Below are 14,094 nucleotides of genomic sequence, written 5' to 3'. Positions count from 1 at the left end.
CGGCTCTCCCTCTCCCGAAGGGGCGAGCCCCGACGTCAGGCCTTGGGCGCGCCGCCGAACTCGTCGGCATAGGCGGGGGCGAGCAGGGACCGGAAGGCGCTTTGCGGCACGGTCACCTCATAGGCCCCCTCGGCATAAAGGCCGACCAGATAGGGGCCGATCAGGAAGACCAGCCCGCCCGCCTTGCCGGGCGTCGCGCCCTGGGCCAGGACGAAGGGCGTGGTGGCGGCGCGGGGGCAGGTCCAGTCCCCGCCGCCGGTCAGAGCCACGGTCTGGGCCCCCGGGTCGCGCTTCCTCTTTTCGACATTCACCGCGGCGCACAGGGCGGCGTCGAGCGACGACAGATTGGCCCCCTTGGCGAACAGGTCGGCGGCGGTGATCTCGCGCTTAAGCGCCTTGTCCCACAGCACCGAGCGGTAGGCCGAGTTGGGATGGGCCCCGCCGGTGTTCTCGTAGTCGGTGCGGACCAGGCTGAAGAGCTTGCCGGTCTCGGCCCCGGGCACGATGTCGATGGACTTGGCATAGGGCCCCAGGCCGGCGTCGCCTCCGGCCTCGCTGCGATCGGCCTGGGCCCCTTCGGTGAAGGCGCGCAGGTCGGCGACCGAACGGGCATAGAGGGCGGCGTGCAGGTCGGGCTGGGTCTTGATCGCCGCCGGCAGTTTCAGACTGACCTCGGCATAGGGGGTCTTGGACTCATAGGCCATCGGCGCGGCCGCGGCCGGGGTCACGGCGGCCCCGGGGGCGGGGGCCGGGCCGGCGGGCTCGGCGGGCCGGTCCCGATTGCACCCGGCCAGGGTCGCCGCCAGGGCGAGGCTCAGAACGAGGGCGCGGGTGGAAGGGGTCATGGCGGTCTCCAGTCTAGAGCGGCGACGTTACCCCGCCCAGGGCGATGGCCGCCAGCAGGATCAGCCCCGCCTCCCGGTTCGACCGGAACAGGCGCAGGGCCAGGGCCCCGTCCTCGGGCCGCAGGGTGCGCGCCTGCCAGGCCAGGTGGGCGGCATAGGCGATCAGGACGAGGAAGAATGGCGCGGCCAGCCCGGCCGCGAACCCGGCCGCTGCGGCGAGGCCGAGAGCCAGGGCATAGAAGACGGCGACGCCGCGCTGGACGTCCTTGCCCAGCCGGCGGGCGGTGGACCTGACCCCCACCATGGCGTCGTCCTCGAGGTCCTGCAGGGCGTAGATGGTGTCGTAGCCCAGCGTCCAGAACACGCCGCCGAGGTAGAGAAGCGTAGCGGCGGGCGTCACCTGACCGCTCACCGCCGCGAACCCCATCAGGGCCCCCCAGTTGAAGGTCAGGCCCAGCCAGGCCTGGGGCCACCAGGTGATCCGCTTCATGAAGGGATAGGCGGCCACCAGGGCCAGGGACCCGACCCCCAGCAGGATCGCCGTCAGGTTCAGGGTCAGCAGAATGAGCAGGCTAATGAGGCTGCAGCCGACCACGAAGGCCCACGCCTGTTTGACACGGATCCGGCCGGACGGGATCGGCCGCTGGGCGGTGCGGGCGACCTGGGCGTCGATGTCGCGATCGACGATGTCGTTGAAGGCGCAGCCCGCCGCCCGCATCAGGCAGGCCCCGATCCCGAAGCCGACGAACAGCCACAGGTCGTACAGGCCGGGCAGGCGACGATCGGCGGCCAGAACCAGGGTGATGCCCTGCCAGCCGGGCAGCAGCAGCAGCCAGATGCCGATCGGCCGGTCGAACCGGCCCAGCTTCAGCCAGGGCTTCAGGCCTTCGGGCGCGCGGGCGTCGACCCAGTTGCGGCCGGCGTCGGGCAGCGGGGCGGACATCCGGCTCAGCCCCGCCGGACCAGCAGGACGCCGCCGACGACCAGGGCGACGCCGGCGATCCGGGTCAGGCTGATCGGGTTCGGCGGCACGCCCAGGGCCCCGAAATGGTCGAGCACCAGGCTGAGCAGCAGCTGGCCCGCCACCATCAGGGTGATGGTCGTGGCCACGCCCAGCCGGGGCACGGCCCAGGCCGCTGCGACCACGAAGATCGCGCCGTACAGCCCCCCGAACCAGGCATAGGGGGGCAGGCCCTTGGTCGCCACCATGTCGGGCCGGGTGTGCAGGACGGCGGCCAGGATCCCCAGCGCCGCCGTGCCGACCGCGAAGCTGATGAAGGCGGCGTTGACCGGGCTGGCCACGGCCTGGGCCAGCCGCGCATTGGTCGGGGCCTGAAGCGCGGTGGCCCCGCCCGCCAGGACGACGGCCAGCATGGCGAGATAGGGGGCGAAATTCATGGCGGGTCTCTACCAGTTGGGATCGACCGGCGCCCCGCCGAAAATCTCGGCCAGCCGCGCGACGGTCGAGCGGTGGGCGTCGGCGGGCAGGTCCAGGGGATCGAACCAGCCGGTCTCGGCGATCTCGCCGTGGTGGGTCAGTTCACCGGGGGTGAAGGCGTCGAAGCGATAGACGGCGACGTGATCGCCCGGGAAGAACCGCTCATTGGAATGCAGCGACACCAGCCGCCCCGGAGCGATGGCCGTCAGCCCCGTCTCCTCGAACAGCTCGCGCGCGGCGGCGTCCAGACAGGTCTCCCCCCGATCCACCCCGCCCCCGGGCAGCCACCAGCCTGCCAGATAGGTGTGTTTGACCAGCATGACCCGGCCCCGATCGTCGACCGCCACGGCCCGAACGCCGAGCGTCATGCCCCGGGTCGCCCGCGAGACAGCGAAGAACAGCGGCCGGGTGAACGGCTCGATTCGGGTGCGCCAGGCCATGAGATTCCGTGTATCGCGGTCGTCGCCTCTTGGCCATTCGGAGTCCGCCATGCCTGCCGTATTCCAGACGCTGCGCGATCCTGCGAACTATCGCGAAGTGGCCACGCTCTGGTTGGGATTGTCGACCCTTCTCGCGGTTGGCGGAGTGTCTGTGGGCAGTCTGGCCGTGCTTTTCGCCCAAGACGCATTCCAGAACGGCGAGATTTCAGCGGGCCGGTATTGGACTGTGACTCTCGGCTATCTAGGGCTGGTGATTAGCCCCGTTCTGGCCTGGGTGCTGCGTGCCCGACGCCGCTATTGGGCCGCGATGGTTGCTGCCGCCTGGCCGGTCGCCTGTTTTGCCCTGACGTGGCCTCTGATCGCTCGCGCGTGAACCGCGTCAGGGTAGGGCGGCAGGCCTTCACATGACAAACCTCTGATTCTGATGCTGCCCCGGTGCGCGGGTCGCCATCCCGGTGAGGGCAGGGGAATGCCGGAGCCTGCCTGACGGCTCGGGCTGTCTGCCGTCTTGAACCTCCGCCCCGCCCGCTCTATTGCAGCCCCTGAACAGGAGAGTTCCATGCTCGCGCTCGGCATCATCATCGGTTTCGTCGTCGTCCTCGCCGCGATCAACGCGTTCGAGTTCGGCCGGGTTGACTGACACCCCGCTTGGCGCGGCCCTGGTCACCGGGGCGGCGCGCCGCATCGGCCGCACCATCGTGCTGGCCCTGGCCCGACGCGGCCATGACGTCGCCATCCATCACCGCGACTCCATCGACGACGCCGAGGCCCTCGCGGCCGAGGTGCGCGCCCTGGGCCGTCGCGCCGCCGTCGTCTTGGCCGACCTGACGGACGAGGCGGCGGTCCGTGCCCTGATCCCTGCCGCCGTCGCCGCCCTGGGGCCGCTGTCGGTTCTGGTCAACAACGCCTCGGTGTTCGAGGACGACCGGGTCGGAGGCCTGTCGCGCGAGACCTGGGACCGGCATCTGGAGACCAATCTGCGCGCGCCGCTGGTGCTGTCCGAGGCCTTCGCCGCCCAGGCGCCCGACGGGGCCGCCATCGTCAACCTGCTGGACCAGCGGGTGCTGAAGCCCGATCCGCGCTTCGTCTCCTATGCCCTGTCGCGCAACGGCCTGTGGTGGGCGACGCGGACCCTGGCCCAGGCCCTGGCCCCGCGCATCCGCGTCAATGGCGTCGGCCCCGGTCCGACGCTGAAATCCATCCACCAGACCGCCGCCGAGTTCGAGGCCGAGGCCGCCGCCGTGCCCCTGGGCCACGGGGCCTCCCCCGACGACATCGCGGCGGCCGTCCTGTATCTCGTCGCGGCCCGCTCGGTCACGGGCCAGATGATCGCCGTCGACGGCGGCCAGCATCTGGCGTGGCAGACCCCCGACATCGACCCCGAGGCCTGACCGTGTCCCTGCTTACCCCGTCCCCAACCGCGCCGGTGCGCGAAAGCCTGACCATCTTCGTCCAGGGCCTGATCGTCGAGGCGGGCATCGGCGTCTATGACCACGAACACGGCCGGCTGCAGACCCTGCTGATCGACGTGAGCCTGGATCTGGGGCCGGCCGAGGTGCACGGCCTGGCCGATACGGTGAACTATGAGAGCGTCGCCGCCGCCTGCCGCCGCATCGTCGCCGAGGGCCATGTGGGGCTGGTGGAGACCTTCGCCGAGCGGCTGGCCCTGGACTGTCTGACCGATCCCCGCGTCCTGGCCGTGACCGTGCGTGTCGACAAGCCCGGAGCGCTGGAGGCCGCCGCCGGGGCCGGATGCGAACTGCGCTATCGTCGCTGATCCAGCCTGAACCTTGCGTTCGCGGGGCTTTGGCACGACATAGCGCCCTTCCATGCCCCAGGTTCGCTTCACCCGCCGATTTTCGATGGCCCACCGTCTGCTGGCGGACGCGGGGTCGCGTTGCGCCGTGCCGCACGGGCACAATGAGTTCGTCACCATCACCCTGGCGACGGACGCGGCGATCGATTTCGGCGGCTCCAACTACGTCGCCTCGTTCGAGAGCCTGAAGACCCGCTGGCACCGGTTCATCGACGGGGCGGTGGATCACGCCTTTCAGCTCGGGTCGGCCGATCCCCTGCTCGACTGGTTCCGCACGCATGAGCCGCACCGGCTGGGCCAGCTGATGGTGTTCCAGGGCGACCCCACGACCGAGGCCTTCGCCATCGCCCTGCGGCGCAAGCTGGACGCCCTCCTCGCCGACGACGGCTCGCCGTATCGCTGCGTCGAGCTGGCGCTGGAGGAGACACCGACCAATACCATCGTGGTGGGCGAGCATCTGAGCCCGGCCGAGCGCGGCTGGGCGGCCGGGTCGTGGATGGACCGGCCCGACATGAGCATCAACGACCTCTGAGCGGGTTGCCTCGCGCCGGGCGGACCGCCATTGTCGCCGCAACTGTTCCCGAGGATTTCGATGGCCGAACCCGGCGATCCGACCACGCTCCCGCCGACCGAACCCGACGTCGATCATGACGACCTGATCGGCTTCTCGTCGGCGGCCCGGCTGCAGGGGCGGTCGCGCGCCATGCCCCCCTCTGAGCCTCCCGCCCCAGAGGCACCCGTGGTCGAAGCGATCGTTCCCAAGCCGGTCGTGGCGTCGCCGCAGATGCAGCCGCCGCCCGCGCCGGCCGACGCGCCGGCCGTCCAGGCGGCTTCGGTCCATGCCACGACGGCGCAGGCCTGGGCGACCGAAAGCCCGGTCAAGGCCTCGACCCGGAGCGGTCGAGCGCCCCAGGCCCCGGGCGACGTCGGGGACGCCACCGGCCTCTATGCCGTCTATGCCCTGATCCTGTTCGCGGTCCCCACGCTGGGAGTCTCGGCCCTGGTCGCCCTGCTGGCCGTCACCGGGCGCGCCGGCCCGGACCATCCGGTGGCCGCCAGCCATTTCGTGTTCCAGCAGCGGACCCTGTGGGCCGGCGGGGTCGCTGCCGCCCTGGGCGGGATCCTGATCGCCGTCGGCCTGGGCGTCTTCGTCCTGTTCATCGTGGCGGTTTGGTTGATCCTTCGCGGGACCAGCGGCGTTATGGCCCTGAAGGCCGGACGACCGGTCCGCGATCCGCGCGGCTGGTTCCTGGCCTGAGGAAACACGCATGTCCGACCCCGCCCAGCCCGCCCTTGCCCCCGGCCACGCGTCCGAAGGCAAGCCCGCCGCCCTGATCGCCTGGGGCCTGTTCATCCTGTCGATCCCCTCGGCGGCCCTGCTGGCCCCGGTCGGCTTGATCGTCGCCTATGCCGGGCGGGGCTCTGCCACCGGCATCCCGCGACAGCATCTCGATGCCGCCATTCGCCTGTTCTGGTCGGTCTTCTGGTGGACCATTGCGACGGGGATCCTGTTGGTCGTCAGCGTCTTGCTTTCATGGCTACTATTGCCGATCGTTTTCATCTTCCTGCTCTGGGGCGTGCTCATCCTGCTGGGCGTCTGGTTCACGATCAAAAGCGTTCTTGCGCTCCTCAACCTGCTCCAGGACAAGCCGGCCTAGCACCCCCGCCTCCGTGGAACGGCCGTTGGGCCCGCGGGTTTTGCCCTGACCCAAGAGGAACACCATGTCCGACTTTCGCGACGACGCCGCCGAGCAGCGCTACGAACAGGGCTTCGCCGATCCGTCCGGCGCGATGCGCCAGGTCTGGGCCGACTATGCCGACAGCGGCACCGGGCGCGCCATCCTGCATGTCGAGGCCGATGACGCCCTGCGCGGCTCGGGCGCGGCCGGAAAGTTCATGCAGGCGCTCGCAGACCATGCCCGCGCGCAGGAGACCCGGCTGATCCCCCGCTGCGGCTATGCCGTCGCCTGGTTCAAGCGCCATCCGGACCAGAGTGACGTCCTCGCGCATATTTAGTGAGCGTTAAGTGACGCGTTCGGTGGATCCCAAAGCGGGGGTCCACCGAAAACGATCAAGCTCTAGCCGCCCGCATATCCGCCGATGATCGGCAGCACCTCGCCGGTGATGAAGCTCGACATCTGGGGCGAGGCCAGGAAGACGTAGGCGGGGGCGATCTCCTCCGGCTGGGCCGGGCGTTTCATCACCGTCTTGGCCCCGAACTGGGCCACGTCCTCGGCCTGTTTGTCGGCCGGGTTCAGCGGCGTCCAGACCGGGCCGGGTGCCACCGCGTTCACGCGGATGCCGCGCGGGGCCAGGTGGGTGCCCAGCGACCGGGCGAAGGCGTGGATGCCGCCCTTGGTCATCGAATAGTCGAGCAGGTCCTTGTTGCCCAGGATGCCGGTGACGGAGCCGGTCATCACGATCGCGCCGCCCGCCTTCATGTGCGGCACCGCCGCCTGGGCCAGGTTGAAATAGCCGTAGAGGTTGGTCTTCAGCGTCCGGTCGAAATGTTCGAAGGTCAGGTCCTCGAAGGCGTCGACATGCTCCTGGAAGGCGGCGTTGGGCACGACGACATCCAGACGCCCGAAGGCCTTGAGCGTCTCGGCCACGGCCATTTTCGAGAATTCGGGATCGGCGACGTCGCCCTTCAGCACGATGGCGCGGCGGCCCTCGGCCTCGACGGCCTGTCGGGTGACCTCGGCGTCGTCGTCCTCGTCCAGGTGGCAGATGGCGACGTCGGCCCCTTCGCGGGCGAACAGGACGGCGACGCTGCGGCCGATGCCGGAATCGGCCCCGGTGATCAGGGCGGCGAACCCTTCCAGCTTGCCGGAGCCCGTCCAGAAGGGGGCGTCGTACATCGGGGCGGGATCCAGGGCGGCCTCGTCGCCGGGCTTGGTCTGGTGCTGTTCGGGGAAGGGGGGTTCGGGATAGGTCCGGGCTCCGGCCTGGACCGCGCCGCCATCCGCGTCGCCACCGCCGGCACCGTCCGCCTTGGCGTCGATCCCGGCCTGGATCGCGCGCTCGTGGTCGGCGGTGTCTTCGGCGGCGGATTCAAGATGGTCGGTCATGGGGCTCTCCAGGGACAGTCCCACAAAGTGTGCGGACCCCTGGCGGGTTCCGGCGCATTATCATCACGACGGCGGGAGGGCCGTCGGGGAGGCAGTCATGGACGGTATCGATATTCCCGACCTGGGCGCGGTCTCGGGTCCGCTGGAAACCTGGGTCCTGCCGGCGCTGCTGGGGCTGGGCCTCGCCTCGGCGACCGGCCTGCGGACCTTCCTGCCGCTGCTGATGCTGGCCCTGGCGGCGCGGTTCGAGCTGTTCGGCGTGACGTTGAACGACCAGATGGCCTGGCTGGCCGACTGGCCCGCCGTCGCGGCGCTCGGCATCGCCGCCATGGTGGAGTTCGCGGGCGACAAGATCCCGGTCGTGGATCACGGCCTGAACGTGATGGGGGCCTTCACCCGTCCCGTCGCCGGGGCCGTCGCGGCGGGCAGCGTCTTCGCCGGGCTGGACCCCACCACCGCGGCGGTCGCCGGCGTCATCGTCGGGGCCCCGACCGCCTTTGCCTTCAACGCGGCCCAGGGCGGCACCCGACTGGCGTCCACGGCCACGACGGGCGGGATCGGCAATCCGGTGCTGTCGCTGATCGAGGACGTACTCAGCTTCCTGACCGTGATGCTGGCCTTCCTGGCGCCCGTGCTGGTGCCGGTGCTGATGGTGTTCGTGGCGGTGCTGGTGTTCCGGCTGGCGCGGCGGATGCGCGAACGGCTCTACCGGCGCGAGGTCACAGGCTCCGCGACACGATCGCCTTGATGCTTCCGGCCCTGGACGGCAGGTCCTCGGCCAGACGCGAGGCGATCTCGCGCGCCCCGACCGGATAGGCGTCGCCGCCCTTGGCGATGTCCTCGGCCATGGCGGAGGCCTGCAGCAGCAGCTTCTCCAGCGCCTCGACCTGTTCGACGGCCAGGGCCCGGGCCTCGGCCTGCAGCCGCTGCACGCGCTCGGCCGTGGTCTGGGGCGCGCGCATCAGGTCGTAGATCTCGGACTCGCCCGCCACCAGGCGCAGGTCGGGCTTATTGGTCTTGTCGGTCTTGCTCATCTTCAGTCTCCTGACGGAAAAACGACGATCCGCGTGGAACGGTTTCACGATCGCAGGCTCCGGCGCCGCTTCTGGTCAGCGCTGTGCCGACTGCGCAACAGTCAGGGTCGGGATCAGACCTTTTCCTTCCGCCGCTGCGCGATCTGCTCGGCCGTCATCATCTCCGCCGCCTCCTCGTTCAATGCGCGGCCTTCGCGGCGCGGCTTCACATAGGGGGCGGGTTCCGGCGTGGTGGCATTGCCGCGCGACAGGGCGCGACCCGCCTGCAGTCCGCCCGCCACCTGCAGGGTCAACCGCTCGTAGTCGCGACGGCGGGCGTCATCGACCGCCTCGCGCGCCTCCTGGTCCGAGAAGCCCAGGTCCATCAGCACGTGCTCGCTGAAGGCCAGGGCGCTCTCGAAGGTCTCGCGGATATGGTATTCGACGCCCGCCTTGATCAGGCGGATCGAATGACCCCGGTCATAGGCCCGCACGAACAGCTTGGTCAGGGGGAACTCGGCCTGCACCAGTTCGACGATCCGGTCGGCCGTCTCGGGCTTGTCGACGCAGACCAGGATGCTCTCGGCGTCCGCGGCGCCGGAGGACCGCAGCACGTCCAGCCGCGCGCCGTCGCCGTAATAGACCTTGAAGCCGAAGTTGCCGGCGGCCTTGATCATGTCCACGTCGATGTCGACGATCGAGACGTCGACGTCGCGCGCCAGAAGCGGCTGACAGACCACCTGGGCGAAGCGACCGAAGCCGATCACCAGCACCCGCTCCTGCAGGTTGCGGGCCTCCTCCACCCCCTCCAGCGACACCGGCTCGCGCGACCTCAGCCGGTCGGCGATCAGCATGCGCAGCGGCGTCAGGGCCATCGACAGGATCACCACGGCCGAGGCGATGGCGGCGGTGCGGCCGTCGAACAGACCGGCGGCCAGGGCGGCGGCATAGAGGACGAAGGCGAACTCCCCGCCCTCGCCCATCAGGGCGGCACGCTTGACCGCCTCGCTGTGCGAGGCCTTCATCACCCGGGCGACCGAATAGACGCCGAAGATCTTGGCCCCCATGAAGGCGGCGACCCCGCCCAGCACGATCGGCCAGTCGCCGGCCACGACGCCGAGGTCCAGCGACATGCCGACGCTGAGGAAGAACAGGCCCAGCAGGATGCCGCGGAACGGCTCGACGTCGGCCTCCAGCTGGTTGCGGAAGGTGGATTCCGACAACAGGACCCCGGCCAGGAAGGCCCCCATGGCCATCGACAGCCCGCCCAGGTCCATGGCCCAGGCCGCGCCCAGCACGACCAGCAGGGCCCCCGCCGTCATCACCTCGCGCCCGCCGTACCGCGCCAGCAGCCGGAAGGCCGGGTTCAGCGCCCAGCGCCCGATGACATAGACGGCCGCGACGGCGGCGATGGCGAAGCCGACGGTGATCCAGATCGGCTGCGGGTTCTCGATGGTGGTGCCGAACTGGCCGGCCAGGATGGCCACGATCGCCAGGAGCGGCACGATGGCCAGATCCTCGAACAGCAGGATCGAGACGACGCGCTCCCCGTCGGTCTCGTTGTTCTCGTTCCGCTCCTCCAGCAGCTGCATGACGATGGCGGTGGAGGACAGGGCGAAGCCCGAGCCCAGCACCAGGGCCGCATACCAGGGCAGGCCGAACAGGATCGCCGCCCCGGTGAGCAGGGTGCCGCAGACCAGGACCTGCAGCGCGCCCAGGCCGAAAATCTCCTGGCGCAGGCTCCACAGCCGGGCCGGCCGCATCTCCAGCCCGATCAGGAACAGGAACATGACGACGCCCAGCTCGGCGACGTGCAGCACGGCCTCCGTGTCCTGGATCAGGCCGAAGCCGAACGGACCGACCGCCAGGCCGGCGGCGAGGTAGCCCAGGACCGCCCCCAGGCCGAAGCGTTTGAACAGCGGCACGGCGAACACGGCCACGGCCAGCAGCGCCACCGCATGCCCCAGCCCCATTCCCGTCGGTTCCGCCATGTCTGCCCCTTGCTGCGCCGTTCTATAGTGGCGTCACTGTGTCGCGATTGCGAGGGGTGGCGGCGTCAGTCGCGCAGTTCGATCCAGGCGGGCGCATGGTCGCTGGCGTGCTCTTGGCCGCGAACCTCGGCATCGACGCCCGCGTCGGTCAGCCGTTCGGCGGCTTCCGGGTTCAGCAACACGTGGTCCAGCCGCAGCCCGGCGTTGCGGCCCCAGCTGTCGCGGAAATACTCCCAGAACGTATAGACGGCCTCGTCTGGAAACCGCTCGCGCAGGGCGTCGGTCCAGCCGTCCTCCAGCATCCGGGCATAGGCCGCCCGGCTCTCGGGCTGCAGCAGGGCGTTCTTCTTCCAGGACCGGCTGTTGTAGATGTCGGCCTCGGTCGGGACGACGTTGTAGTCCCCGGCCAGGACAACGGCCGCCTCGGTGTCGAACAGCGTGCGGGCGTGGGCGATCAGCCGCTCGAACCAGGCCAGTTTGTAGTCGAACTTGGGCCCCGGCTGCGGATTGCCGTTGGGCAGATACAGGCAGGCGACCAGGACCCCGTTCACGGCGGCCTCCAGATAGCGGCTCTGGACGTCCTTGGGGTCGCCGGGCAGGGCGCGGCGGGTCACGACCGGCGGGGCGTCGCGGCTCAGGATGGCGACGCCGTTCCAGCGCGATTCCCCGACCCAGGCGGCGTGATAGCCGGCCTCGCGGATGGCGGCTTCCGGGAACTTGTCCTGCGGCGCCTTCAGCTCCTGCAGACAGGCGACGTCGGGCCGGGTCTCCTCCAGCCAGGCGATCAGGTTGGTCAGGCGGGTGTTGACGCCGTTGATGTTGAAGGTGGCGATCCGCATGGGCTCACAACGCCCGGGTCAACTCCACGATCCGCCGGACCAGGGCGCTGTCCGGATCGGTCAGCGGGTCCAGCACGGTGAAATGGTTCAGGCCGGGCAGGGCCTCGAACCGGGTCTCGACGCCCTTGGCCCCCCACAGCTCGGCCATGGCCTGCGACTGACGGATGAACTCGGAGGTCTCGGCCCCGCCGACGACGCAGTCCAATACCGTGCCCCCGGGCGTCGAGCCGTTCGGGGCCGGCCAGTGGATCGGCGACAGGGCCGCCGCCTCGCGCGCGTCCAGCCGCAGGGCGGTGTTGATCGAGGTCGGGATCAGCGGGGCCAGGTCGAACACGCCCGAGATCGCCAGGGCCGCCGAGGCCCGGGCCTCGCTGAGCAGGCAGGCCGCCAGATGCCCGCCGGCGGAATGGCCGAACACCATGGGCCGGCGACCGTTACGGGCACGCAGCCCGTCGGCGACCGTGCGCATCTGCTGCACGATCCGGCCCAGCCGCACCGTCGGGCACAGGTCGTAGGACGGGATGGCGACGCTGATCCCGTGGGCCAGCAGGGCCGGGGCGATGCCGCTGAACCAGGCCTTGTCCAGGGCCTGCCAGTAGCCGCCGTGGATGAAGACCGCGACCGGGGCGTCCGGCCCGGCCTCGAACAGGTCCATGACCTCGCGCTCGCCGGGGCCATAGCGGACCAAGGTCGGGGGATGGGCGGCGCGGGCCGCCTCGGCCGCCGCCTTCCAGCGGGCCATCAGCACCGGGTGGTCCGGCACGGCGGCGCGGTTGTTGTATTCGGCCTCCAGCCATTCGGCCGGGGACAGGGGGGCTTATCCATCGTGTCGGCATCCGCTACCAAGCCCGCGAACACCGGAGCCTCACGCCATGATGACCGCCATCTTCGTCTTCATCAAATGCGAGCTGGGGCACGCCAACGACGTCGCCGCCGACATGGTCGACAATGTCGAGAACGTCTCGGAGGTCTATTCCACCTCGGGCCAGTACGACCTGCTGGCCAAGTTCCAGCTGCCCAAGGAGATGGACATCGGCACCTTCGTGACCAAGTCCGTCCAGACCCGGCCGCACATCCGCGACACCTTCACGGTGATTACGTTTTCGCCCTTCCTGCCGAGCAAGGGCTGACACAGACGCTCTCCCTCCCCCTGCGGGGGAGGGGCGTCGCGCAGCGACGGGGTGGGGGCGGCAAGGCAACGTGGCGCAAGTCTGTGTCTGGCTCGCCGGGCCGCCCCCACCCGGTCTCCGCTTCGCTTCGCCCACCCTCCCCCGCAGGGGGAGGGAGAGGTTCTTCCCTGACGCTACGTCACCCGTTTTCTTTGCTATTCTGACCGCCTGAGACGCCGGGACAGGCGTCAGGGAGCGAACCATGGCCGATCTGGACACCTTCCGCGCCGAGACCCGCGCCTGGCTGGAGGCGAACTGCCCGGCCGAATGCCGCGGTCCCCTCGCCAATGAGGAGGACCGGGTCTGGGGCGGGCGCAACGGGGCCTTCAAGACCCCGGCCCACCAGCGCTGGATGTCGGTCATGGGCGAGCGCGGCTGGACCGCGCCGGAATGGCCGACCGAATACGGCGGCGGCGGGCTGAGCCGCGAGGAGGCCAAGGTGCTGGCGTCGGAGATGCGCCGCATCGACGCCCAGTCGCCGCTGTCGTCCTTCGGCCTCTGGATGCTGGGCCCGGCCCTGCTGCAGTTCGGCACCGAGGAACAGAAGAAGCGCTTTCTGCCCGAGATCGTGCGCGGCGAGATCCGCTGGTGCCAGGGCTATTCCGAACCCGGCGCGGGCTCCGACTTGTCGGGCATCCAGACCCGGGCCGAGGATCGCGGCGACCACTGGATCGTCAACGGCCAGAAGGTCTGGACCTCCTATGCCGACCAGGCCGACTGGATCTTCTGCCTGGTCCGCACCGACCCGGAGGCCCCCAAGCATCTGGGCATCAGTTTCGTCCTGTTCGACATGGCCACGCCGGGGGTGACGACCAAACCCATCGCCCTGATCAGCGGCAAGTCGCCCTTCTGCGAGACCTTCTTCGACGACGTCCGGGTCGAGAAGGCGAACCTGGTCGGGACGCTGAACCGGGGCTGGGACGTGGCCAAGGCCCTGCTGGCGCATGAGCGCACCATGATCGGCGGCATCGGCGACATCGGCCGGCCCATGAGCCACGTCGCGGTCGACTCGATCGGGCTGGACGAGGCGGGCCGTCTCGACGAACCCATGCTGCGGGCGAAGATCGCCGATCTGGAGATCGACGCCGCCGCCTTCCGCCTGTCGATGGAGCGGGTCGGGGATCAGGTGAAGGCGAAACAGGTCTCGCCCGCCATCGCCTCCATGCTGAAATACTACGGCTCGGAGCTGAACAAGCGCCGTCACGAACTGGCCATGGCCGCCGGCGGCTCGGACGCGCTGGAGTGGGACAGCGATCGGTCGAAGAAGGGCACCGCCGCCCGCGACTGGCTGCGGACCAAGGCGAACTCGATCGAGGGCGGGACCAGCGAGGTCCAGCTGAACATCATCGCCAAACACCTGCTGCAGCTGCCGGGGGCGTGAGCGTGTCCTCCCTTTCTGCTCCCTTCCCCTCGAGGGGGAAGGGTCGGGGATGGGGTGGAGGCACGGCGCCACCCGTTGCCCCGCGAGACTCCGA

Annotated in this window: 20 protein-coding genes; 11 read left to right on the top strand and 9 right to left on the bottom strand. The window is 70.1% G+C overall.

Translation table 11 applies throughout. The features are described from left to right. Positions 1-35: 35 nt before the first annotated feature. The 4 genes from BZG35_RS15755 to BZG35_RS15740 are packed head-to-tail and all read right to left on the bottom strand — an operon-like array spanning position 36 to position 2,723. Positions 36-845, bottom strand: a complete 810-nt coding sequence (locus tag BZG35_RS15755; RefSeq protein ID WP_077357082.1) for a DUF3298 and DUF4163 domain-containing protein — start codon at positions 843-845, stop codon at positions 36-38. A 13-nt stretch (positions 846-858) separates the two neighbouring features. Beyond that, positions 859-1,788, bottom strand: a complete 930-nt coding sequence (gene ubiA / locus BZG35_RS15750) for a 4-hydroxybenzoate octaprenyltransferase (RefSeq protein ID WP_077357080.1) — start codon at positions 1,786-1,788, stop codon at positions 859-861. A 5-nt stretch (positions 1,789-1,793) separates the two neighbouring features. Continuing rightward, entirely contained in the window at positions 1,794-2,243 is a 450-nt protein-coding gene (locus BZG35_RS15745) for a DMT family transporter (RefSeq protein ID WP_077357078.1), read from the bottom strand. Positions 2,244-2,252: 9 nt separating this feature from the next. Then, positions 2,253-2,723, bottom strand: a complete 471-nt coding sequence (locus BZG35_RS15740) for an NUDIX domain-containing protein (RefSeq protein WP_077357076.1) — start codon at positions 2,721-2,723, stop codon at positions 2,253-2,255. Positions 2,724-2,772: 49 nt separating this feature from the next. On the opposite strand from BZG35_RS15740, the gene BZG35_RS15735 reads away from it, so the two are divergent. From BZG35_RS15735 to BZG35_RS15705, 8 genes are all read left to right on the top strand, one after another. After that, the gene (locus tag BZG35_RS15735; protein WP_150126070.1) at positions 2,773-3,096 is read left to right on the top strand and encodes a hypothetical protein; all 324 of its coding nucleotides are present in this window, start codon (positions 2,773-2,775) and stop codon (positions 3,094-3,096) included. A gap of 135 nt (positions 3,097-3,231) precedes the next feature. After that, the gene (locus BZG35_RS18340) at positions 3,232-3,363 is read left to right on the top strand and encodes a hypothetical protein (protein ID WP_256364117.1); all 132 of its coding nucleotides are present in this window, start codon (positions 3,232-3,234) and stop codon (positions 3,361-3,363) included. After that, positions 3,356-4,114, top strand: coding sequence for an SDR family oxidoreductase (locus tag BZG35_RS15730; RefSeq protein ID WP_077357072.1), 759 nt, complete (start codon positions 3,356-3,358; stop codon positions 4,112-4,114). Before BZG35_RS18340 ends, BZG35_RS15730 begins: the two co-directional genes overlap by 8 nt. Before the next feature lie 2 nt (positions 4,115-4,116). Beyond that, entirely contained in the window at positions 4,117-4,500 is a 384-nt protein-coding gene (gene folB, locus BZG35_RS15725) for a dihydroneopterin aldolase (protein WP_150126069.1), read from the top strand. 52 nt (positions 4,501-4,552) lie between these two features. Further along, positions 4,553-5,071 (top strand): 6-carboxytetrahydropterin synthase, encoded by a 519-nt coding sequence (locus tag BZG35_RS15720; RefSeq protein ID WP_077357070.1) that lies wholly within the window; start codon positions 4,553-4,555, stop codon positions 5,069-5,071. A 60-nt stretch (positions 5,072-5,131) separates the two neighbouring features. Then, positions 5,132-5,797, top strand: a complete 666-nt coding sequence (locus tag BZG35_RS15715; protein WP_077357068.1) for a hypothetical protein — start codon at positions 5,132-5,134, stop codon at positions 5,795-5,797. A gap of 10 nt (positions 5,798-5,807) precedes the next feature. Continuing rightward, positions 5,808-6,197, top strand: coding sequence for a hypothetical protein (locus tag BZG35_RS15710; RefSeq protein ID WP_077357066.1), 390 nt, complete (start codon positions 5,808-5,810; stop codon positions 6,195-6,197). 64 nt (positions 6,198-6,261) lie between these two features. Then, complete coding sequence (locus BZG35_RS15705; protein ID WP_077357064.1) at positions 6,262-6,555, top strand: GNAT family N-acetyltransferase; 294 nt, start codon at positions 6,262-6,264, stop codon at positions 6,553-6,555. 62 nt (positions 6,556-6,617) lie between these two features. Here the strand turns inward: BZG35_RS15705 and BZG35_RS15700 are convergent, their stop codons facing one another. After that, complete coding sequence (locus tag BZG35_RS15700) at positions 6,618-7,607, bottom strand: SDR family oxidoreductase (protein ID WP_077357062.1); 990 nt, start codon at positions 7,605-7,607, stop codon at positions 6,618-6,620. A gap of 97 nt (positions 7,608-7,704) precedes the next feature. Between BZG35_RS15700 and BZG35_RS15695 the strand changes: the two genes are divergently transcribed. Beyond that, a complete protein-coding gene (locus BZG35_RS15695; protein ID WP_150126068.1) occupies positions 7,705-8,355 on the top strand; it encodes a DUF4126 domain-containing protein in 651 nt (216 codons plus the stop codon). Here BZG35_RS15695 and BZG35_RS15690 read toward each other — a convergent pair. From BZG35_RS15690 to BZG35_RS15675, 4 genes are all read right to left on the bottom strand, one after another. Next, positions 8,327-8,641 (bottom strand): hypothetical protein, encoded by a 315-nt coding sequence (locus BZG35_RS15690; protein ID WP_077357060.1) that lies wholly within the window; start codon positions 8,639-8,641, stop codon positions 8,327-8,329. The genes BZG35_RS15695 and BZG35_RS15690 overlap by 29 nt on opposite strands. A gap of 113 nt (positions 8,642-8,754) precedes the next feature. After that, positions 8,755-10,611, bottom strand: a complete 1,857-nt coding sequence (locus BZG35_RS15685; RefSeq protein WP_077357058.1) for a monovalent cation:proton antiporter-2 (CPA2) family protein — start codon at positions 10,609-10,611, stop codon at positions 8,755-8,757. 65 nt (positions 10,612-10,676) lie between these two features. Further along, a complete protein-coding gene (locus BZG35_RS15680; RefSeq protein ID WP_077357056.1) occupies positions 10,677-11,450 on the bottom strand; it encodes an exodeoxyribonuclease III in 774 nt (257 codons plus the stop codon). Between the two features lie 4 nt (positions 11,451-11,454). After that, positions 11,455-12,213: an alpha/beta hydrolase gene (locus tag BZG35_RS15675; RefSeq protein WP_253189201.1), complete on the bottom strand. Its 759-nt coding sequence runs from the start codon at positions 12,211-12,213 to the stop codon at positions 11,455-11,457. 109 nt (positions 12,214-12,322) lie between these two features. Here BZG35_RS15675 and BZG35_RS15670 point away from each other — a divergent pair, with 109 nt between their 5' ends. Beyond that, the gene (locus tag BZG35_RS15670) at positions 12,323-12,580 is read left to right on the top strand and encodes an Lrp/AsnC family transcriptional regulator (RefSeq protein ID WP_077357052.1); all 258 of its coding nucleotides are present in this window, start codon (positions 12,323-12,325) and stop codon (positions 12,578-12,580) included. Positions 12,581-12,821: 241 nt separating this feature from the next. Further along, positions 12,822-14,000 (top strand): acyl-CoA dehydrogenase family protein, encoded by a 1,179-nt coding sequence (locus tag BZG35_RS15665; protein WP_077357050.1) that lies wholly within the window; start codon positions 12,822-12,824, stop codon positions 13,998-14,000. Positions 14,001-14,094: the final 94 nt, after the last annotated feature.

The sequence above is a fragment of the Brevundimonas sp. LM2 genome, from assembly GCF_002002865.1.
In the GTDB taxonomy this organism is placed as follows: domain Bacteria; phylum Pseudomonadota; class Alphaproteobacteria; order Caulobacterales; family Caulobacteraceae; genus Brevundimonas.
This window is presented reverse-complemented; position numbering and strand designations above follow the sequence as displayed.